At 65.0% G+C, this 20,628-nt stretch carries 20 protein-coding genes; 6 read left to right on the forward strand and 14 right to left on the reverse strand.

Annotated features, from left to right (window positions below; genetic code table 11):
- The first annotated feature begins 18 nt into the window (after positions 1 to 18).
- Positions 19 to 321, forward strand: a complete 303-nt coding sequence (gene rpsU / locus QX010_RS12520) for a 30S ribosomal protein S21 (protein WP_011924350.1) — start codon at positions 19 to 21, stop codon at positions 319 to 321.
- 222 nt (positions 322 to 543) lie between these two features.
- Here the strand turns inward: rpsU and QX010_RS12525 are convergent, their stop codons facing one another.
- From QX010_RS12525 to QX010_RS12580, 12 genes are all read right to left on the reverse strand, one after another.
- Entirely contained in the window at positions 544 to 1,452 is a 909-nt protein-coding gene (locus tag QX010_RS12525; RefSeq protein ID WP_316179772.1) for a hypothetical protein, read from the reverse strand.
- A 226-nt stretch (positions 1,453 to 1,678) separates the two neighbouring features.
- A complete protein-coding gene (locus tag QX010_RS12530; protein ID WP_315717559.1) occupies positions 1,679 to 1,963 on the reverse strand; it encodes a cupin domain-containing protein in 285 nt (94 codons plus the stop codon).
- Positions 1,964 to 1,978: 15 nt separating this feature from the next.
- Positions 1,979 to 3,076, reverse strand: coding sequence for an ionic transporter y4hA (locus QX010_RS12535; protein WP_316179774.1), 1,098 nt, complete (start codon positions 3,074 to 3,076; stop codon positions 1,979 to 1,981).
- A gap of 118 nt (positions 3,077 to 3,194) precedes the next feature.
- Complete coding sequence (locus QX010_RS12540) at positions 3,195 to 4,532, reverse strand: sodium:proton antiporter (RefSeq protein ID WP_316179840.1); 1,338 nt, start codon at positions 4,530 to 4,532, stop codon at positions 3,195 to 3,197.
- A gap of 97 nt (positions 4,533 to 4,629) precedes the next feature.
- The gene (locus QX010_RS12545; RefSeq protein ID WP_315802605.1) at positions 4,630 to 5,430 is read right to left on the reverse strand and encodes an alpha/beta hydrolase; all 801 of its coding nucleotides are present in this window, start codon (positions 5,428 to 5,430) and stop codon (positions 4,630 to 4,632) included.
- An 18-nt stretch (positions 5,431 to 5,448) separates the two neighbouring features.
- Entirely contained in the window at positions 5,449 to 6,846 is a 1,398-nt protein-coding gene (locus QX010_RS12550) for an NAD(P)(+) transhydrogenase (Re/Si-specific) subunit beta (RefSeq protein ID WP_315736336.1), read from the reverse strand.
- 45 nt (positions 6,847 to 6,891) lie between these two features.
- Positions 6,892 to 7,209, reverse strand: a complete 318-nt coding sequence (locus tag QX010_RS12555) for a proton-translocating transhydrogenase family protein (RefSeq protein ID WP_284420324.1) — start codon at positions 7,207 to 7,209, stop codon at positions 6,892 to 6,894.
- Positions 7,210 to 7,220: 11 nt separating this feature from the next.
- Positions 7,221 to 8,348: a Re/Si-specific NAD(P)(+) transhydrogenase subunit alpha gene (locus QX010_RS12560; RefSeq protein WP_315753919.1), complete on the reverse strand. Its 1,128-nt coding sequence runs from the start codon at positions 8,346 to 8,348 to the stop codon at positions 7,221 to 7,223.
- Between the two features lie 131 nt (positions 8,349 to 8,479).
- The gene (locus tag QX010_RS12565; protein ID WP_315736334.1) at positions 8,480 to 8,632 is read right to left on the reverse strand and encodes an aa3-type cytochrome c oxidase subunit IV; all 153 of its coding nucleotides are present in this window, start codon (positions 8,630 to 8,632) and stop codon (positions 8,480 to 8,482) included.
- Positions 8,633 to 8,738: 106 nt separating this feature from the next.
- Positions 8,739 to 9,134: a type II toxin-antitoxin system death-on-curing family toxin gene (locus QX010_RS12570; RefSeq protein WP_315802604.1), complete on the reverse strand. Its 396-nt coding sequence runs from the start codon at positions 9,132 to 9,134 to the stop codon at positions 8,739 to 8,741.
- On the reverse strand, positions 9,131 to 9,355 hold the full coding sequence (locus tag QX010_RS12575; protein ID WP_315802603.1) for an AbrB family transcriptional regulator: 225 nt from the start codon (positions 9,353 to 9,355) through the stop codon (positions 9,131 to 9,133). The genes QX010_RS12570 and QX010_RS12575 overlap by 4 nt, the downstream gene beginning before the upstream one ends.
- 84 nt (positions 9,356 to 9,439) lie before the next feature.
- Entirely contained in the window at positions 9,440 to 11,422 is a 1,983-nt protein-coding gene (locus tag QX010_RS12580) for a M3 family oligoendopeptidase (protein ID WP_316179777.1), read from the reverse strand.
- Positions 11,423 to 11,542: 120 nt separating this feature from the next.
- Here QX010_RS12580 and QX010_RS12585 point away from each other — a divergent pair, with 120 nt between their 5' ends.
- From QX010_RS12585 to QX010_RS12595, 3 genes are all read left to right on the forward strand, one after another.
- Positions 11,543 to 13,036 (forward strand): sigma-54 dependent transcriptional regulator, encoded by a 1,494-nt coding sequence (locus tag QX010_RS12585; RefSeq protein ID WP_315802601.1) that lies wholly within the window; start codon positions 11,543 to 11,545, stop codon positions 13,034 to 13,036.
- Between the two features lie 386 nt (positions 13,037 to 13,422).
- Positions 13,423 to 15,495, forward strand: coding sequence for a murein L,D-transpeptidase (locus tag QX010_RS12590; protein ID WP_316179842.1), 2,073 nt, complete (start codon positions 13,423 to 13,425; stop codon positions 15,493 to 15,495).
- Positions 15,496 to 15,764: 269 nt separating this feature from the next.
- A complete protein-coding gene (locus QX010_RS12595) occupies positions 15,765 to 17,405 on the forward strand; it encodes a DUF882 domain-containing protein (protein WP_316179778.1) in 1,641 nt (546 codons plus the stop codon).
- A 166-nt stretch (positions 17,406 to 17,571) separates the two neighbouring features.
- Here the strand turns inward: QX010_RS12595 and QX010_RS12600 are convergent, their stop codons facing one another.
- Both QX010_RS12600 and QX010_RS12605 read right to left on the reverse strand, forming a co-directional pair.
- Entirely contained in the window at positions 17,572 to 17,847 is a 276-nt protein-coding gene (locus QX010_RS12600; protein WP_008961835.1) for a DUF2312 domain-containing protein, read from the reverse strand.
- A 252-nt stretch (positions 17,848 to 18,099) separates the two neighbouring features.
- The gene (locus QX010_RS12605) at positions 18,100 to 18,396 is read right to left on the reverse strand and encodes a DUF1244 domain-containing protein (RefSeq protein ID WP_316179843.1); all 297 of its coding nucleotides are present in this window, start codon (positions 18,394 to 18,396) and stop codon (positions 18,100 to 18,102) included.
- Positions 18,397 to 18,596: 200 nt separating this feature from the next.
- Here QX010_RS12605 and QX010_RS12610 point away from each other — a divergent pair, with 200 nt between their 5' ends.
- Positions 18,597 to 19,193: a DUF1036 domain-containing protein gene (locus QX010_RS12610; protein ID WP_315802598.1), complete on the forward strand. Its 597-nt coding sequence runs from the start codon at positions 18,597 to 18,599 to the stop codon at positions 19,191 to 19,193.
- A complete protein-coding gene (gene pyk / locus QX010_RS12615; protein ID WP_315802597.1) occupies positions 19,190 to 20,626 on the forward strand; it encodes a pyruvate kinase in 1,437 nt (478 codons plus the stop codon). The genes QX010_RS12610 and pyk overlap by 4 nt, the downstream gene beginning before the upstream one ends.
- Positions 20,627 to 20,628 lie beyond the last annotated feature (2 nt).

A 20,628-nucleotide genomic window follows, 5' to 3' on the forward strand; every position in this document is an offset into this window, starting at 1 on the left:
TGAGAAAGAGGATGCCGCGTGCAGGTTCTCGTTCGCGATAACAATGTCGATCAAGCCCTCAAGGCGCTCAAGAAGAAGATGCAGCGTGAGGGCATTTTCCGCGAGATGAAGCTTCGCGGCCATTACGAGAAGCCGTCCGAGAAGAAAGCCCGCGAGAAGGCCGAAGCCGTGCGCCGTGCGCGCAAGCTGGCCCGCAAGAAGCTGCAGCGTGAAGGCCTGCTGCCGATGAAGCCGAAGCCGGTGTTTGGCGCTGGCCCCGGCGGTGACCGTGGTGCTGGTCGTGGTCCGGGCGCAGGTGCCCGTCCCGGCGCGCCGCGCTGATCTGGCCCGCTAGATCTGACGTCGTCTGAAGCGCGGGCCTCTGGCTCGCGTTTTTGTTTTGGGCACCTCATTTTGATTTCGCGCCTCCCTGCCATCCGGCGTCCGGAGCCGGCCGCGGTGTGCCCGCCCGTCGCTACGATGCAGAGCACGGCACGCCCCAAAGAAAAAGCGGCGGACCAGCAGGCCCGCCGCTCGATCTCGTTCGAGAGCAATGCCGATCAATTATTTCGGCAGCACCGAGTGGAACACCGATTTCGCCGCCGACATCATGTCCTGCGCCACGTTGGACATCTGGTCCTTGATCGAAGGATCGGACTTGTCGGCACGCAGGTCGAGCGGACGCAACTGCTGGACGGGGATCTCCGCGGGCGGCGTCGGGCGCCCGTCCGGCTGCAATGATCCCGTGTAGGTCGGGCTCGAGGCCGACGGCATGATGAAACCCTGCTCGGCCGGAGGCGCGGAGACCGTCACCGGAGGCGGCAGCGGACGAACCGGCGACACCTGAGGTGACACGGTTGCGACGCGCGGCGCCTCGCCAGCCCCGCGGGCTGCATCGGTCGATGGCTTCTCGGCAGCCGCCTTGCCGGCACCTTCGCTCGCGCGCAACCGCTCGATCGCGGCGCGGGCAAGGTCGGCAGCATCCCGGCGATCTTCCTGCTGGGTCGCTGGGGCCTCGGCCGGAGTGCCACGCACGATCAGCTTTTCCTTCGACGATGCAGGATGGCGCGAGGTCTGCGGATCGGCCGGGAGGCTCGCCGTTTCGGTCGGCTTCACTTCGACGGCCTTCTCGGCGGCCTTGTCGGCCAGCGACTTCTCCGACACGCCCTTGGCCTTGATGCCGGGAGCGGGAATGCTGGAGACCTCGTTCGACGTTTCCGCCGGCTTGGCGTCAGACTTGGGATCGGCCTTCGCGTCCAGCTTGGCAGGGTCGGTCCCCTTGCCTGTGGATTTCGGAGCCTCGCTCTTACCGCCTGTGAGCTTGGCATAAGCAGCCGAGGCCACCGCCGCCATGGTCGATGGCGGCGAGTCGGGCTTGGTGTTGATGTAGTGATTGACGATGTAGGCCCCGATGATGGTGGCAACCACCGACGGGATGATCTCCATGGCGAACTTTGTGAGATATTTCAGCATGCTGACCACTCCCGCGCGGTATTTGCGGGAACTTTGAGGCACAATTAAGGGACCATCCCACACCTTCCGGAGCTCGCGGACTGCACTCCGTGCAGCCGCGACCGCCGAAAAGTCGTTTCCTGAAACCCTTCGAACCGGAGCCGTGCAGCAATCCGAGGGTGTTGCCACAGCTTCCGGATCGCCGGCTCAAGATACCACAATCAGCGGCATCCCGGTAAACAATTGGTTACGGCTTCAATTCAACTTCGAGGAAAACGATCTCGGAACCGGTCTCGTTCAGCACATCGTGTTCGACCCCGGCCTTTCGGAAATAGGATTTGCCGACCGCGAGCTGCGCCTTCGAGCGCTCGCCGGACGGCGCCACGATCGTCATCTCACCCGCGGTGACCGGCACGATCACGTAATCCATCTCATGAACATGGCGCCCCGTGGCACTGCCGGGCAATAGCCGCCACTCCGTGACGCGGACTTCGGGCGTATCGACCTGGACGTCGGACTGGGCGCTGAGCATGCTGGATCTCTTGAATCAGGGGACGAAGAGCAGAAACAGGAATATCGCGAACACCACCATGTGCACCAGCCCGAACAGGATGTTCGTCCGTCCGGTGCCGAAGGTCAGCATGCTCAGGACGAAGGTCAGGACCAGCAGCACTATTCCCTGCGGGTCCAGCCCGAGGACGAGCTGCTTGTCGAGCACATGGGCGGCGACCGCCACTGCCGGGATGGTCAGCCCTATGGTGGCGAGCGAGGAGCCAAGCGCGAGATTGATGCTCTTCTGCAGGTCGTTGGCGCGGGCGGCCGAGAGGGCGGCGACACTCTCCGGCAGCAGGATCAACAGCGCCACGAGCACGCCTGCGACCGCCTGCGGCGCACCCGTTGCGGCAACGCCGGCGTCGACCACCAGCGAGAACTTCTTGGCAAGCAGGACCACAGCGAGCAGCGCGACCAGCAGCAGCCCGACACTGAGCAACAGCTTCGCGCGCGGCAGCCTGACATCGTCATCGGCGAACCCCACCGAGTTCCCGACGAAATAATCCCGATGGCGGGTGGTCTGCGTATACAGGAACACCGCGTAGAGAAGGATCGTCACGACGCTGACGAAGGCGATCTGCACGGCAGAATACACCGGACCTGGCGACGTCAAGGTATAATTCGGCAGCACCAGCGTGATGGTTGCCATCGTGAACAGTACGCTGAGATACAGATTGGCACCGGAGACCAGCACGTCCTGCTCGCGATAGCGCAGGCCGCCGATGAAGATGCAGATGCCGGCCAGGCCGTTGCACACGATCATGACCACCGCAAACACGGTGTCGCGGGCGAGCGCCGGCGCAGCCTTGTCGCCGAGCATGATGGTGGCGATCAGCGCCACCTCGATCACCGTCACCGCCAGGGTCAGGAGCAGCGTGCCGAACGGCTCGCCGATCTCATGCGCGATCACCTCGGCATGGTGCACGGCCGCGAACACCGTGCCGAACAGGATCACCAGCAGCACCGCGGCGAAGACCAAGCCGGCAGCCGAAGGCGTGAAGTCGTAATGCGTCGCCGTGACGATCGCGACGAGCGCGACCGCGAGGCCGGGAAAGATCACCGATGATGCGGGCGTTGCGCCCTTCACGCTCATGATTCGCGTCCCTTCGATCCGTTCTGTCCGACTATGCGCGACAGCGAGGCGATCGTCACGCGGTCCGGCCGGGGCAGGGTCTCGACCGGGACGCCCTCTGAACGCGCCGTCGATCAGATCAATGCGGACTGAGCAGCGGATGGATCGGAAGCGCCGTCAGCAGCACGAACAGCGGAACGAGGACGGCACCTGCCCGCAGCATGTAGCCGAAGAAGCTCGGCATCTGGATGCCGCGCTCTTTGGCGATCGCTGCGACCATGAAGTTCGGCGCGTTTCCGATATAGGTCAGCGCGCCCATGTACACTGCGCCCATCGAGATCGCCGCCAGCGTTCCCGAGAGCTCGCCCATCAGCACCTTGGGATCGCCGCCCGCCAATTCGAAGAACAAGAGATAGGTCGGGGCATTGTCGAGGAAGGCCGACATCAGACCAGTGAACCAGAAATAGGCGACCTCCCGCGGTGCGCCGGCGGGCGTTGTCACGGCATCCAACAGCCAGCCGAAAGAGCCACTGCGCCCAGCATTCAGCATGGCGATGACCGGAACGATCGCGGTGAAGATCGCCGCGAACAGCTTGGCGACCTCTCGGATCGGCTCCCAGTTGAACCCGTTCGCCTCGCGGTGCTCGTCCGGCGTAAGCCAGAGCGACAGTCCGGCGATCGCCACGAGAACGGCATCGCGCAGGAGGTTCTGAAGCGCGACATGCGTACCGAAGACGTCGAAGGAGATGCCCGGCTTCCAGGTCGCCGATAGCAGCATATTGGCAACGATCGCGGCGATCAAAACGACATTGATGAGGCCGCGGATGCGCACCGGCTCCTTTGTTGCGAACGCATGCGACGCAAGCTTCTCGGCGCGGAAGCGCCACCAGTCGATAGCGGCAAAGACGATGAGCAGCAATCCGGCGACGATCGCCGTCTGCAGCCAGAGGTGTTGCGTCGTCCAGAAGAAGTCGACGCCACGCAGAAAGCCGACGAACAGTGGCGGATCGCCGAGCGGGCTCAGTGCACCACCGACATTGGCGGCCAGAATGATGAAGAAGATCAGCACGTGCACATTATGCGGCCGGCTCAGATTGGCGCGGATCAGGGGACGCACCAGGATCATCGCGGCGCCCGTCGTGCCGACGACGCTCGCGATGATCGTGCCGAGCGCCAGGATGGCGGTGTTGGTCGCGGGCGTGCCCTTGATGTCGCCGGTCACCAGGATGCCGCCGGCGACCGTATAGAGGGCGAACAGCAGCACGATGAAGCTGAGATATTCGGCGAGCAGCGCGTGGACGAAGGCAGCGAGCGCCGTGCCAAGCCCTGCATTCCAGGTCAACGCCGCCAACGCCACCAAGGCCCATGCCGCGGCGATCTTTCCGTAGTGATGATGCCAGAACCTGGCAAACAGCAACGGCCCGAGCGCGATCGACAACAGCAGTCCCGCGAATGGCAGTGCGAACGGCCAGGTCATCGCCGCGCCGTTCAGCCCGGCGGCATGCGCCTGCACCGGCAGGCTCCCAAAGAGCAGGACGATCCCGAGGAGAGCCGGCCACCGCGATCGATGAACGTTACAAGCCGTCGATGAAGCTCTTGGCCGTCTCAGTCGCACCGAAAAGATCCAGGTCATTATGTCCGCCGTTGGGAAACCGTACGAAGCGCTTGGGGTCATGCGCAAGTGCGAACAATCGTTCCCCGAAGCGGATCGAAATCGCCGGATCCCTTTCGCCATGCATGATCAGGAGCGGCACACGCACATCGGCGATGCGCCGATCGGAATGGAAGCTGTCGAGCATCAGCAGACTGACCGGAACCACCTTCAGCATCTCCGACGCGACATCGACCGTGGATGTATAGGGCGCTTCGAGGATCAGCTTGGCGACCGGATGCTCCGCGGCGATCGCGGTGGCCACGCCGCTGCCGAGGGAAAAACCCCAGGCCACGATCCGTCCCGACTCGTAGCGCTGTGTCGTGAACGCATAGGCGACTGCGGCATCTTGCAGCAGCCCGTGCTCACTGGGACTGCCGCTGGACCCCGCATAGCCGCGATAGGACAGCGCAACGAGACCGGTGCCGTCGGCCGTGAGCGCCTTGAAGCGCGACACCACGCCCGCGAGAAAATCGCCATTGCCCGGGAAGTACAGAACGACCTTGTGGCCAGGCTTCGCCGGCACATGCCAGACGATGACCCTCTCGCCATCGACCGAGGTCAGCACATGCTCCTCAGCCTGAGGAAACCCGGCTGCAGCCGGTGCCGTGCGGCCCACCGGCGGAATGGGGAACAGCACTGCACGCTGGCGGACGAATAGGGCCGCAAGCACGATGCCGTAGACCGCCGCCACGACGATCAGGAGCCATTTCAGAAACGTCATGGCTCCCGATGCCGCCGGCTACATGCCCTTGACGATGTTCTCGGTCATCTTCTTGGCGTCGCCGAGCAGCATCATCGTGTTGTCGCGGTAGAACAGCGGATTGTCGATGCCGGCATAGCCCGACGCCAGCGAGCGCTTGATGAACATCACGGTGCCGGCCTTCCACACCTGCAGCACCGGCATGCCGTAGATCGGCGAGGACTTGTCCTCCTCGGCTGCCGGATTGGTGACGTCGTTGGCGCCGATCACGAAGGCGACGTCGGCCTGGGCGAATTCCGAGTTGATGTCCTCGAGCTCGAACACCTCGTCATAGGGAACGTTGGCTTCGGCGAGCAGCACGTTCATGTGGCCGGGCATGCGGCCCGCGACCGGATGAATCGCGTATTTCACCTCGACGCCTTCCTTCTTCAGCGTGTCGGCCATCTCGCGCAGCGCGTGCTGCGCCTGGGCGACCGCCATGCCGTAGCCGGGCACGATGATCACCTTCGAGGCGTTCTTCATGATGAAGGCGGCATCGTCGGCCGAGCCGAGCTTGGCCGGCTTCTGCTCGCCGGTGCCACCGCCGGCCGCTGCGGTCTCACCGCCGAAGCCGCCGAGGATGACCGAGATGAAGGACCGGTTCATCGCATGGCACATGATGTAGGACAGGATCGCACCGGACGAGCCGACCAATGCGCCGGTGATGATCAGCGCCGAATTACCGAGCGTGAAGCCGATGCCCGCGGCCGCCCAGCCGGAGTAGGAGTTCAGCATCGAGATAACGACCGGCATGTCGGCGCCACCGATCGGGATGATCATGAGCACGCCGAGCGCCAGCGCCAGCAGCGTCACCATCAGGAAGTCGAAGCCGCCGCCCGTCATCACCAGGCGGACCACGAAGAAGACCAGCGCCACGGCGAGCGCGATGTTGATGATGTGACGCGCCGGCAGGATGATCGGCGCGCCGCTCATCCGCGCGGACAGCTTGAGGAAGGCAATGACCGAGCCGGTGAAGGTCAGCGCGCCGATGGCGACGCCGAGCGACATCTCGACCAGGCTCTGCGGATGGATGTTGCCGGGCGTGCCGATGTCGAACGCTTCCGGCGCGAAGAACGCGCCGGCGGCGACCAGCACCGCGGCCATGCCGACCAGCGAGTGGAAGGCGGCGACGAGCTCGGGCATCGACGTCATCGGCACCCGGCGCGCAATCACCGCACCGATGCCGCCGCCGATCGCAACGCCGAGGATCACGAGGATCCAGGCGATCGCATCCGCCGGTGGATGCCCAGCCAGCGTGGTGGCGACCGCAATCGCCATGCCGGCCATGCCGAAGAAGTTGCCTTGCCGGCTGGAGGCCGGGCTCGACAGCCCGCGAAGAGACAGGATGAACAGCACACCTGCCACGAGATAAAGGAGTGCCGACAGATTGGCGTTCATTGCAGATGCCCCGTTGTGCCTGTCATCCCGCGTCGTGCGGCGTTGTTACTTGGACTTCTTCTTGTACATCGCCAGCATGCGCTGGGTGACGAGGAAGCCGCCGAAGATGTTCACGCAGGCGAAGATCAGCGCGATGAAGCCGAACGCTCGCGCCAGACCACTGCCGCTCGACAGCATGGGAACGCCGACCGCCAGCAGCGCGCCGACAACGATCACCGAGGAGATCGCATTGGTCACCGACATCAGCGGCGTGTGCAGGGCCGGCGTCACCGACCACACCACGAAGTAGCCGACGAACACCGCCAGCACGAAGATCGACAGCCGGAAGACGAAGGGGTCGACGGCTTGGACGACATGTTCCATGGCTCTGCTCCTTAGGCCTTCGGCTGGAAGTTCGGGTGGACGATGGCGCCATCCTTTGTCAAAGCCGTGGCCTTGACCAACTCGTCGTCCCAGTTCACCGCCAGTGTCTTTTCCTTCTTGTCGATCATCGTCTCGATGAAGGAGAACAGGTTGCGGGCGTAGAGGCCGGAGGCGGACGCTGCGACCCGGCCGGCGAGATTGGGGTAGCCGATGATCTTGACGCCGTCGATCTCGACGGTCTCGCCGAGCTTGACGCCCTCGACATTGCCGCCACGCTCGACCGCAAGGTCGACCAGGACCGAGCCAGGGCGCATCGACTTCACCATCTCCATGGTGACGAGGCGCGGCGCCGGACGGCCGGGAATCAGCGCAGTGGTGATGATGACGTCCTGCTTCTTGATGTGTTCCGCCGTCAGCGCCGCCTGCTTGGCCTGGTACTCCTTGGACATCTCCTTGGCATAGCCACCGGCCGTCTGCGCGTTCTTGAACTCCTCGTCCTCAACCGCCAGGAATTTGGCGCCGAGGCTCTCCACCTGCTCCTTGGTGGCGGGGCGCACGTCGGTGGCGGAGACCATGGCGCCGAGCCGGCGCGCGGTTGCGATGGCCTGCAGGCCGGCGACGCCGACGCCCATCACGAAGACCTTGGTCGCCGGCACGGTGCCGGCCGCGGTCATCATCATCGGGAAGGCGCGACCGAACGCCTCTGCGCCCTCGATCACGGCGCGGTAGCCGGCGAGGTTCGCCTGGCTCGACAGCACGTCCATCACCTGGGCGCGGGTGATGCGCGGCATCAGTTCCATCGCGAACGAGGCAATGCCGGCATCGGCCATCGCCTTGAGCGCGGCATCGTTGCCGTAGGGATCCATGATCGCGAACACCAAGGCGCCGCGCCGATAGTTGGCGAGTTCGGAGGCTTCCGGCCGCTTCACCTTGATGATGATGTCGGCGTCCTTCAGCGCGTCGGCGCTGACGGTTGCGCCTGCCGCCGTGAATTCCGAATCCGGCAGGCCGGACTTGATGCCGGCGCCGGGCTCGACCGCGATCTCGGCACCCAACGCCTTGAACTTCTTCACCGTGTCGGGAGAGGCGGCGACCCGCGGCTCCAACGGGTCGATTTCCTTGGCGACGGCAATCTTCATGAGGCCTCCGGCGCGAATGCGCGCGCGAGCTTAAAAGGGCGGGACGTCCATGGCTTCAGCATGACGGCGGATCGGCCCGGCCAGTCAGCTGAAGGCCCGCCGGCGGAGATGCCGGCGGGCCCATAGCGACATTAAGCGAGGAAAATAGCCATCAAGATGACGATGAGAGCGACGCTGATCGTGCCGTACTTCACCAGCTTGATGAAGCCCTCATAGGTGGCCTCATGTGCCACGTAGTCGTTGCCGTCAGCCGTCGAGTAGGCGATCTCGCCATGGTTTGCCATCGGGGTCCCCCAGAGAAAAATTGCTTTGTTAAGGTCGCATACCTCAAAGCCGATGCAAGGGCAACGGCTGGCATGCAAGGCGATTTTATCGGTTTTTCCGATCGGGCTATTGGCCAGGCCAATTGTCACGGATCCAGCGCGTCAGGCTGGCCTCGCTGACCTCGCCGGCGGCGAGGGCGAGGATCATGGCAGTTGCCTGCGCAGGGTCGGGCGCGAACGCGATTTCGTTTCTGCGCAGAAACGTCATCATCGCCATGAACGCGATGCGCTTGTTGCCGTCGACGAAGGCGTGGTTCTTGGCGAGCCCGAATGCGTAGGCCGCGGCAAGCTCCGGCAGCGTCGCCTGCTCATAGCTCCATTTGTTGACCGGACGCTCCAACGCCGACCGCAGCATTCCTTCTTCGCGCAGTCCTGGCGCGCCGCCGAAGCGGCGCAACTGACGGGCGTGAATCGCGATCGCCTGCTCGTAGGTGATCCAAAGCGGCTCTTGCTGGTCGCTCATTTGGCGAGCGCGGCGAGGGTGTCGCGGTACTCATCCATAATGTCGTCGGCGATCTCCATCGTCCGCTCGAAATCCGGATCGTAGGGGAGCGCCTGGAATCCGCCCCCGGGCAGTTCCACGATATGCAACTGCTGGCCGCGCTTGAGATCGAGCCGCTGCATCAACTCGCGCGGCAGCAACAGGCCATCGGAATTGCCGATCTTCTTGATCTCGATCTTCATGGTGAGGTCCGCTAGCGAGAAAGGGGCGTGTTATACAGACGTATAACGCACCCCTTTCTGCCGTTCAACAAATGTTTAACAGCCCTACCCCATCGCCTCCAGCTCGTCGATCATGCCGGCGATGACCGACAGGCCGCCGTCCCAGAACTTGGGATCCTTGGCGTCCAGTCCGAATGGGGCGAGCAGCTCCGAATAGTGCTTCGTTCCGCCGGCGGACAGCATCGCCAGATAACGCTCGGCGAAGCCGTCGGCGGCGTGCTCATAGACGGCATAGAGCGAGTTCACGAGGCAGTCGCCGAACGCATAGGCGTAGACGTAGAACGGCGAATGGATGAAGTGCGGGATATACATCCAGAAGTTCTCGTAGCCCGGCTTGATCTCGATCGCCTCGCCGAGGCTCTCGGTCTGCACCGAGAGCCAGATCTGGCCGAGCCGCTCCGCGGTCAGTTCGCCATTCTTGCGCTCGGTATGAACCGCGCGCTCGAACGAATAGAACGCGATCTGCCGCACCACCGTGTTGATCATGTCCTCGACCTTGCCGGCGAGCAGCGCCTGGCGCTGCTTGGCATCCTTGGTCTCCGACAATAGCCGCTTGAAGGTCAGCATCTCGCCGAACACGCTCGCTGTCTCGGCGAGCGTCAGCGGCGTCGGCGCCATCAGCGCGCCGTTCTTGGCCGCCAGCACCTGGTGCACGCCATGGCCGAGCTCATGCGCGAGCGTCATCACGTCGCGCGGCTTGCCCTGGTAGTTCATCAGCACATAGGGATGCGCCGAGGGCGTGGTCGGATGCGAGAACGCGCCCGGCGCCTTGCCCGGGCGCACCGGCGCATCGATCCAGCTGTGATCGAAGAAGCGCTGGGCGATGTCGGCCATCTCCGGCGAGAAGCCGCGATAGGCCGTCAGCACCATGCTCTTCGCCTCCGGCCACGCGATGGTGGCATTGGCGGCGAACGGCAGCGGCGCGTTGCGGTCCCAATGCGCGAGCTTCTTCTTTTTGAACCAGCGCGCCTTGAGCTGGTAGTAGCGATGCGACAGCTTCGGATAGGCCGCGCGCACCGACGCCACCAGCGCATCGACCACCTCGCGCTCGACGCGGTTGTTGAGATGGCGCGAATCCGCGACGTCCTGGAAACCGCGCCAGCGGTCGGAGATGTCCTTGTCCTTGGCGAGCGTGTTGGTGATCAGCGCGAAGGTTCGCTCATTGGCCTTGAAGGTCTTGGCCAGCGCCTCGGCGGCGGCCTTGCGCTTGGCGCCGTCACGGTCCTGCAGGAAGTTCAAGGTCGGCTCGATCGCGAGCTCCTTGGCCCCGACTTGAAACCGCAGACCGGCGATGGTCTGGTCGAACAGCCGGTTCCAGGCCGAATAGCCGGTCTGCGACTTCTCGTGGAATAGCTGCTCGACGCGATCCTCGAGCTGATACGGCTTGTCCTTGCGCAGGTCCTCGATCCATGGCCGGTAGTGACCGAGCGCGGGCGTCTCCATCGCACGCGTGATAACGGCGTCGTCGATGCGGTTGAGCTCGAGCGGAAAGAACAGCAGATGCGTCGACGCGGCCGTCAGCCGCTCCGAGATGTCGCCGTAGAATTTGGAGATCGCCGGATCGACGCTGTCGCCGGCATGCGCGAGACCGGCGAACGAGCCGAGCCGTCCGGCAAGATCGTCAATCGCCTCGTAGCGCCGCACGGCTTCTGCGAGCCATTCGCCGCCATCCTCGCGCGCCACATGCTCGGCGAGCTTGCCCTTGTAGTCTGTCTCAAACGCGACGCATTCGGCATCCATCTTCGCGAGATCGTGAGCGATCTCAGGCGCGTCGATGCCCATATAGAGATCGCCGAGATTCCATTCGGGCAGCGTTCCGATTCCGGTCTTGGCCGCGACCACCTTCTTCGCCGGCTTTGCAGATGATTTGGCCGTCGCGCCACGCTTGGCCTTGGCGGCCGCCGGCTTCGACGGCGTCTTGACGACGGACGTCTTGGCCGGTTTGGCCTTGGCAGTCTTTGACGCGGCTTTGGGCGGAGGAGCAGCTTTGGTCGGCTTGCGAAGGGCAGAAGAGGCGCGCGAGGTCATCGGATGGGTAACCTGTTGTTCGAACGTTTATCCCGATCAGCGAGGTTTAAGGTTGCGTTAATCGGCGTCGGCGAGAGTGCCCCGATTCGAGACAGATAGTCGTAGCGTGCAAGGAAAGCCATGGCTGCCAGCATTTTGATTGCCGATGATGATCCGGTCCAGCGCCGGCTGGTGGAGAACATGGTGCAGAAATGCGGCTACGAGGCGGTCGTCGTCGAGACCGGCGACGCCGTCATCGAGAAGCTGACCAATCCTGACGCCGGCCCCATCGACGCCATCGTGCTCGACCTCGTGATGCCCGGCCTCGACGGCATGGGCGTGCTCTCGAAGATGCGCGAGATCGGGATTTCGATACCTGTCATCGTGCAGACCGCGCATGGCGGCATCGACAACGTGGTCTCCGCGATGCGCGCCGGCGCGCAGGATTTCGTCGTCAAGCCGGTCGGCATCGAGCGGCTCCAGGTCTCCTTGCGCAATGCGCTCAATACCTCGGCCCTGAAGGGCGAATTGCAGCGCATCCGGCACAGCCGCGAAGGCCGCCTGACCTTCGCCGACATCATCACCCGCGCCGAGGCGATGGCGCCGATCCTGCGCATCGCGGAGAAGGCCGCGGCCTCGTCGATTCCCGTGCTGATCGAAGGCGAATCGGGCGTCGGCAAGGAGCTGTTCGCCCGCGCCATCCACGGCACCAGCGAGCGCAAGACGAAGCCGTTCGTCGCCGTCAATTGCGGCGCGATTCCGGACAATCTGGTGGAATCGATCCTGTTCGGTCACGAGAAGGGCGCATTCACCGGCGCGACCGAGCGTCACATGGGCAAGTTCGTCGAAGCCCATGGCGGCACGCTGTTCCTCGACGAGGTCTCGGAGCTGCCGCTCACCGCCCAGGTCAAGCTGCTGCGCGCCCTGCAGGAGGGCGCCGTCGAGGCCGTCGGCGGCCGCAAGCCGGTCAAGGTCGACGTGCGCATCATCTCGGCGACCAATCGCAGGCTGCTCGACCGCGTCAAGGAAGGACATTTTCGCGAGGATCTGTTCTACCGGCTGCATGTGCTGCCGCTGACCATTCCGCCGCTGCGCACCCGCCGCGAGGACATCCCGCATCTGTTGCGGCATTTCCTCGCGCGGTTTGCGGCCGAGGAGAACCGCGCCATTTCGGGCATCACCGGCGAGGCCGTCGCCTATCTGACCAAGCTCGACTGGCCCGGTAACATCCGCCAGTTGGAAAACGCGGTCTACCGCGCCGTCGTCATGGGCGAGAGCGACCAGCTCGGCGTCGCCGATTTTCCGCTGATTCCCACCCACGCGCCGCCGGTGGAGCCTGCGCCGGCCCTCACCGTGGAGCGGCCTGTTCCTCCCCTGCCTGCGATGGTGCCGGGTAGTGAAGTACCCATTGCCCCTCTGCCCTCGCATGGGTTCCTGCCGCTGCTCACCGCGAGCGGCGAGGTGCGGCCGCTCGAGGAGATGGAGCATGAGATCATCCGCTTCGCCATCGCCCATTACCGCGGCCAGATGTCGGAGGTGGCGCGCCGCCTCAAAATCGGACGCTCAACGCTCTACCGCAAACTCGACGAAGCCAATGGCGAGACGCCCGCAACGGAAAGCCCGCCGCTCGGCTGAGCCGCGCGGATGCTCACCATGGTCGCGCTCGGCTGTCGTCCGAAAAAGGCCGCAAGTCTTGGCAACAATGGAACATCTGAACCGTTGCCTTGCGGTGACAGACAAAGGAAATAACGCGTGGCACAAACGCACGATCGGTTTGGCCGGGGTTTCCCAAGAGTCAGTTTGTCGTGAGTTGTCCCGTGTGGCGCTGGCCGCAGAAGTGGGGCTTGAGTATCGTTTGGGCGTGAATCATTGCGTGCAGACGTGAGCCATCCTCACCGGCGGTACCCACGCCGAAGCTGGCGGATCGACCTTGTTACACCTGTTCCAGCCGGGACAGATCATCCGAGGGATTGACGATGCGAGATTGTGTGACCACCCGTGGCGGATATGACCGCGTGCTCATGGCTGTCGCGGCGACCTTCCTCGCGGTGTCCTCGACCTCTGCTTTCGCCCAGAGCGATCCGCCCCGCAACAGCGCGGCCGAGCTGGCCATCGATGCGGCGATCCCGTTCCCCGAGCCGGCCAACGTGCCGCCGCCGACCGCCAGTGACTTCAAACTCGACACAACCAAATCCGACACCACCGCAACCGTGTCGCCCGAGCAGGTCAAGGCGCCCGAGACCACGGTCAAGCCGGTCGACTCTGCGGCGGCGCCTGCGGCCGATCCCACCAAGACCGTCGCCACGCCGCCCGCAGCGGCTCCTGCCACCGCGACAGCCCCGGAGCCGGTCAAGGCCGCCAGCACCGTTCCCGCCGCCGACCAGCCCGTTGCCGACCGTCTGCGCGACCTGATGGCGACCAAGGCGACGAAGTATTTCGACCGCAAGGCCGAGCGCGCCGCCGTCGAGAAGTTCTACACCGGCCGCGACTATGCGCCGGTCTGGACCCAGGGCGGCAGCCTGACCGCCGCCGCGAAGGGCGTCATCGCCCGTCTCAAGGATGCAGCAGCCGACGGCCTCAATCCCGGCGACTATCCGGTGCCGGACTTCGCAGCCGCAGCCTCCGCACCGGATGCACTCGCGGAGGCCGACCTCAGGCTCACCGAGAGCATGATGGACTACGCGCGCCAGGCGCAGAGCGGCCGCATGCACTGGTCGCAGGTCTCGGCGGACATCCAGTATCCCGAGCATCCGGTCGACCCCAACGAGGTGCTGGCCAACGTCACCGGCGCCAAGGACGCCTCGGCGGCGCTCGAGAGCTACAACCCTCCGCACAAGCTCTACAAGCTCTTGAAGGCCAAGCTCGCCGAGCTGCGCGGCGTCACCGACGGCGCGCCCGTGATCATCGACGAAGGCCAGCCGCTGAAATACACGCCTGCCCGCGGCAAGAATGCGCCGGAGGCCGAGGCGCAGATGTCCGACCCGCGCGTGCCGAAGCTGCGCGCCAAGCTCGGTCTCACCGAGAATGCCGACGACATCCGCTACGACGCCAAGGTCGCCGCCGCCGTCCGCAAGTTCCAGGAGAGCGTCGACCTCAAGCCGACCGGGGTGCTCGACGACCGCACCGTGAAGGCGCTGAACACGCCCAAGCGCGACAAGCAGATCGATACGGTCCTCGTCAACATGGAGCGCTGGCGCTGGCTGCCGCGCGACCTCGGCGCCCCCGGCATCGGCGACGCCTATGTGATCCTCAACATCCCCGACTACACGCTGAAGGTGATGCAGCACGGCGCGCAGGTGTGGAGCACCCGCGTGGTGACCGGCAAGCCCGGGCAGCATGCGACGCCGCTGCTCAGCGAGACGATGAAGTTCATCACGGTCAATCCGACCTGGAACGTGCCGCCGTCGATCATCTACAACGAGTATCTGCCGGCCCTGCAGCAGGATCCGACGGTGCTCGACCGCATGGGGCTCCGGCTGGAGCGCGCGCGCGACGGCTCGATCCACATCTCGCAGCCGCCGGGCGAGGCCAACGCGCTCGGCCGCATTCGCTTCAACTTCCCGAACAAGTTCCTGGTCTATCAGCACGACACGCCGGACAAGAACCTGTTCGCCCGTGACGAGCGCGCCTTCAGCCATGGCTGCATGCGCGTACAGTATCCGGATCAGTACGCGTCGGTCCTGCTCAACATCACCATGCCCGGCGAGCGCTACACGCCCGAGCGCATCCGCAGCATGTACGGCCGGAGCGAGATCGACCTGAAATTCCCGACGCCGATTCCGGTCAACATCACCTACCAGACCGCCTTCGTCGACGATGCCGGCAAGCTGCAATTCCGCAAGGACATCTATGGCCGCGACGCCACCATGATCGCGATCCTGAAGAACAGCCGCGGCAAGGATCTCGAGAACGTCGTCGCCCATGCCCAGCCGAGCTACGCGCGTCCGAAGGGGCCGCTGCCGAACTCGGTCAGCCTCAGCGACAACAGCTTCTCCTCCGGCCCGAACTTCTTCGAGCGGCTGTTTGGCGGCGGCGGCGCGCCGACGCCGCCGGCGCCGGTCGGCCGCCCTGCCCGGCGGGTCTTCACCCGCTGATCAGGCCGCCGATCACGGTCAAATTCCATTTTGAGATCAAAGGCCTCGCCGATCGGCGGGGCCTTTGCTTTAGGTTAACCACAATGATCAACCAAGATTCGATGGCTCTTTTTCGCCACACTCAAGAGTATATGTTAAGGGTAATTGGGGGGCGGGTCGGTGAGTATCCCTTAACCATCCCGCCTTAGGTAAGCGTTTCCTCTCTCTTCCGCCGGACGGGCCGCAAGAGGGTATTCGAGTAAACGCTCGTCGACGGGGTGGGCTGCATCTTGCTGTCTGTTTTCGCGCGCCAATCTGTTTCGCTCACGAGAGCGGGCTGGAAGGCTGGATGCCAATACGGACTGGCGGCACTGCTCCTGGTGCTGGGCGCCGGCTCGGTGCATGACGCCGCTGCACTGAACGAGACCAAGACTCTCTCCTTCCACCATACCCATTCCGGCGAAGATCTCACGGTCACCTTCAAGCGCGAAGGCCGCTACGACGAAGACGCGCTGAAGAAGCTCAACCATTTCCTGCGCGACTGGCGTACCCAGGACGAGACGGTCATGGACCGCCGCCTGTTCGACATCCTCTGGGAAGTCTATCGCGACGTCGACGCCAAGCAGCCGATCCAGATCATCTCGTCGTACCGGTCGCCCGCCACCAACTCGATGCTGCGCCGGCGCTCGGCGCATTCCGGGGTGGCCCGCCACAGTCAGCACATGCTCGGCCATGCGATGGACTTCTACATCCCTGGCGTGCCGCTGGAGCAGATCCGCTTTGCCGGCCTGCGCCTGCAGCGCGGCGGCGTCGGCTTCTACCCGACCTCCGGCTCGCCCTTCGTCCATCTCGACACCGGCAACATCCGCCACTGGCCGCGCATGACCGCCGAGCAGCTCGCCCGCGTGTTCCCCGACGGCAAGACCGTTCACGTGCCGAGCAACGGCGTTCCGCTCAAGGGCTATGAGCTGGCCAAGGCCGAGATCGAGAAGCGCGGCAATGGCGATGACACGTCGTCCAGCCCCAACCTGTTTGCACGGCTGTTCCGCGGTCGTCCGAGCGAGGATGACGAGGAGTCGGGCGAGAGCGAGAGCAAGGCCGACGCCAAGCCGGTTCAAACCGCGGCACTCGCCGCCAAGCCGGCTGACAAGAACTCCGACAAGGACAGCCGGACCGCCGAGCGATCGGTGGACAGCAAAGCCGCCACCGCGCGTGGCAAGATCGTCAACGCCCTGCAGTTGGCCTCCGCGGATGCGCAATCTGCAGCTCAGCCCGTGGCGACCAAGCCGGAGACGAAGTCCGAAACGACGGGCGCCGTCGGCAGCAGATCCAGGGACGGCGCGCCGCAGAGCGTCGCCGACATCATCAATTCGCGCGGCTTCTGGGGTGACAATCCCGGCACGCCGAAGCAGGCCACCCCCGAGCAGGTTGCCGCGATCACGGCGCGCCGTGCGCTGTCGTCGATCGATCAGCAGCAGACCGCGAGCCTGATGCAGGCCATGGCCTTCGCGCCCCCGGCCTCCTCTCCGCTCGATCGCGCCAATGCCGCCTCCACGACCGTCATCCCGGTGCGAAATGGCCGCCCGGCGACCCGCAGCGTCGCGCCGGTGCCGGAGGCCGCGAAGAACGGGCAAGGTCAGGACGGCGCCATCACGATGGCGACGCGGATCTCGGCGGCCAAGGGTCCCGATTCGACCTGGATGCGGGCCATCATGCTGACGCCGAGCGCTTCATCCTCGATGTCCGTGACGAAAATGGGCGACGTGGACCTCACCGTGATGCGCAGCTATTTCGTCAAGCCGCAGGTCGCGCTGGCGATGAGCTTCGCCGCCGAGCCGACGCCGGGACTGAGCTACGACCAGTTCACGGGGCCGGCGATCATCAAGCTCGAAACCAAATCCTTCGCCATGCGCGCGGCAGCCTTGCGCTGACGCCGCGGCGGCCTGCTAGTCGTTCTCCTCAGCATCGGCGGGTTTGGAGTGCGGCGTCGATCGCCGCAACATGCGCATGCCGCCGGCAAGCCGAGCCGGATCGGGAGAAAGCGAATGCCCCGTCAGGGGCAGCGGAGATCTCCTGCAGGTGAGCGAGGCCTGCTGCTCAGATCATTCCGAGCGCCTGCATATAGGTCTCGAGGATGCTTTCCTCTTCCTGGCGCTCGTTCGGGTCCTGCTTGCGCAGCCGGATGATCGTGCGCAGCGCCTTGACGTCGAAGCCATTGCCCTTGCTCTCGGCGTAGACGTCCTTGATGTCTTCGGAGATCGCCTTCTTCTCCTCCTCGAGACGCTCGATCCGCTCGATGATCGACTTGAGCTGGTCTACGGCAAAGCGGGTCGCGGGCGAGTCGTCGTCCTTCGCGGCGGCGGAGGTGGCCATCTGATACTCCTGAGTGGAACTCTGTGTCCAAGGAAGGCGCCAAAGGGCGCTACGTGTTCGCCGCGACCCTCAAATCTGGCGTGCCCTGCGTCAAGGCGGCATCGACCTCATCCACAGAGCGCCCACACCTTGTTGGCCTGCGCAGCGTCAAGCCTGCGCAAGCAGCTCGCGCCACTTGTGTTTCGTCGCCATCCCGCGCAGCACCCGATTCGCACATTGCCGCGCCGGACAGCGCGGCTCCTGCGCGTCTGATCAGTGGCCCGGATGCGACTTCTTGAAGGCTTCGCGCTGCTCGGCGCTGGCCTCACGCTGGTGTTTCGCCTTCCATTCCTCGTAGGGCATGCCATAGACCGCCTCGCGGCTCTCGTCCCTGGTCATTGGCGCTCCCTGGGCGTCGGCGGCGTCCTTCAGCCAGTTGGAGAGACAGTTGCGGCAGAAGCCTGCCAGATTCATCAGATCGATGTTCTGAACGTCGGTTCTCGTCCGCAGATGCTCGACAAGCCGGCGAAAGGCGGCGGCTTCGAGCTCGGTCCGGGTGGTGCTGTCCATCGTCATCTCTTTGTTCCCTGTTCCGCGCCGTGACGGATGTCTGCTATATAATGAGGCTTCGTCGCGGATTTGGCCATATCGCAGCACCGTCAGGAGGAGCGAGGCGCTCGATCGCAGCGGCTTCGCACGAGATCGTCATGGCGTTGACAGCCGCAGCCAAGCCCAGCGACATCGTTCAACGGTTGATATAGCGTCGCGCAATGATCCCGAAAATCTCCTCTCTCCTGCATCGCAATCCCTTCCGCCCCGGTTACGGACTGCTTTCGCTGCTTGGGCTGGCCGCGCTCTGTCTGTGGTCCTCCCCTGCGGCCGCCGATTTTCGGCTCTGCAACAACACCTCAAGCCGGGTCGGGATCGCCCTCGGCTACAAGGACTCCGAAGGCTGGACCACCGAAGGCTGGTGGAACGTGTCGTCACGCAGCTGCGAGACGCTGCTCAAGGGCACGCTGGTGGCGCGCTATTATTACATCTATGCGCTGGACTATGACCGCGGCGGCGAATGGTCGGGACAGGCCTTCATGTGCTCGCGTGACAAGGAATTCACGATCAAGGGCACCGACAATTGCCTGGCCCGCGGCTTCGACCGCACCGGCTTCTTCGAAGTCGACACCGGCGACCAGCGCGCCTGGACGGTACAGCTCACCGAGGCCAACGAGCAGCCGGCGCAGCAGCGCGTGCCTGGAATTCCCGGCACGCTTGGACCCGGAGGCAACGTCCCCGGTCTGCCGAATGGGCCGCAGGGCACGCCGCCGGCGGCCGCGCCGGCCCTGCCGCCAGGACAAGCACCCAAGCCATGAGGCGGCTGCGACGCATCAAGATCCTCGCCACGCTCGGTCCCGCCTCCTCGGACAGCGCGATGATTCGCAAGCTGTTCGAGGCCGGGGCGGACATTTTCCGGATCAACATGAGCCACACCCCGCACGACAAGCTGCGGGAGCTGGTGGCCACGATCCGCAGCGTCGAGGCGAGCTACGGCCGCCCGATCGGCATTCTGGTCGATCTCCAGGGCCCGAAGCTCAGGCTCGGCACCTTCGCCGAGGGCCCGGTTCAGCTCAACAATGGCCAGAGCTTCGTGCTCGATTCGGACAAGACGCCGGGCGATGCGACGCGGGTCCACCTGCCGCATCCGGAAATCCTGGCCGCCCTGCAGCCCGGGCATGCGCTGCTGCTGGATGACGGCAAGGTGCGGCTGATCGCCGAGGAGACCTCGCCGACCCGCGCCGTCACCCGGGTCGTGATCGGCGGCAGGATGTCCGACCGCAAGGGCGTGAGCCTGCCGGACACCGACCTGCCGGTCTCGGCGATGACGCCGAAGGACCGCGCCGACCTCGATGCCGCCTTGAACATCGGCATCGACTGGATCGCGCTGTCCTTCGTGCAGCGCGCCGACGACGTGCTGGAAGCCAAGAAGATCATCCGCGGCCGCGCCGCCGTGATGTCCAAGATCGAGAAGCCGCAGGCGATCGACCGGCTCAACGACATTGTCGACGTCTCCGATGCCTTGATGGTGGCGCGCGGCGATCTCGGCGTCGAGCTGCCGCTGGAGCGTGTGCCCGGACTGCAGAAGCAGATGACGCGGCTGGCGCGCCGCGCCGGCAAGCCGGTGGTGGTGGCGACGCAGATGCTGGAATCGATGATCCAGTCGCCGGTGCCGACCCGCGCCGAGGTCTCCGACGTCGCCACCGCGGTCTATGAAGGCGCCGACGCCATCATGTTGTCGGCCGAGTCGGCCGCCGGCAAATATCCGGTCGAGGCGGTCTCGACCATGAACCGCATCGGCGAGGAGGTCGAGCGCGACGTGGTCTACCGCTCCGTGATCGCGGCCCAGCGCCCCGAGCCCGAATCGACCGCGGGCGACGCCATCGCCGAAGCCGCGCGGCAGATTGCGGAGAATCTCGATCTGCCCACCATCATCTGCTGGACCTCGTCGGGCTCCACCGCCATCCGCGTCGCGCGCGAGCGGCCGAAGCCGCCGGTGGTCGCGATCACGCCCAACCTGGCGACCGGGCGCCGCTTGTCGGTCGTGTGGGGCGTGCACTGCGTGGTGGCCGAGGACGCGCGCGACCAGGACGACATGGTCGAGCGCGCCGGCTCGATCGCCTTCCGCGACGGCTTCGTCCGCGCCGGGCAGCGCGTCATCATCGTCGCCGGCGTGCCGCTCGGCACACCCGGCACCACGAACATGGTGCGGATCGCCTATGTCGGGCCGTCGAGCGACGCCCATATCTGAGA

This window comes from Bradyrhizobium sp. SZCCHNRI1009, from assembly GCF_032487575.1.
In the GTDB taxonomy this organism is placed as follows: Bacteria; Pseudomonadota; Alphaproteobacteria; order Rhizobiales; family Xanthobacteraceae; genus Bradyrhizobium.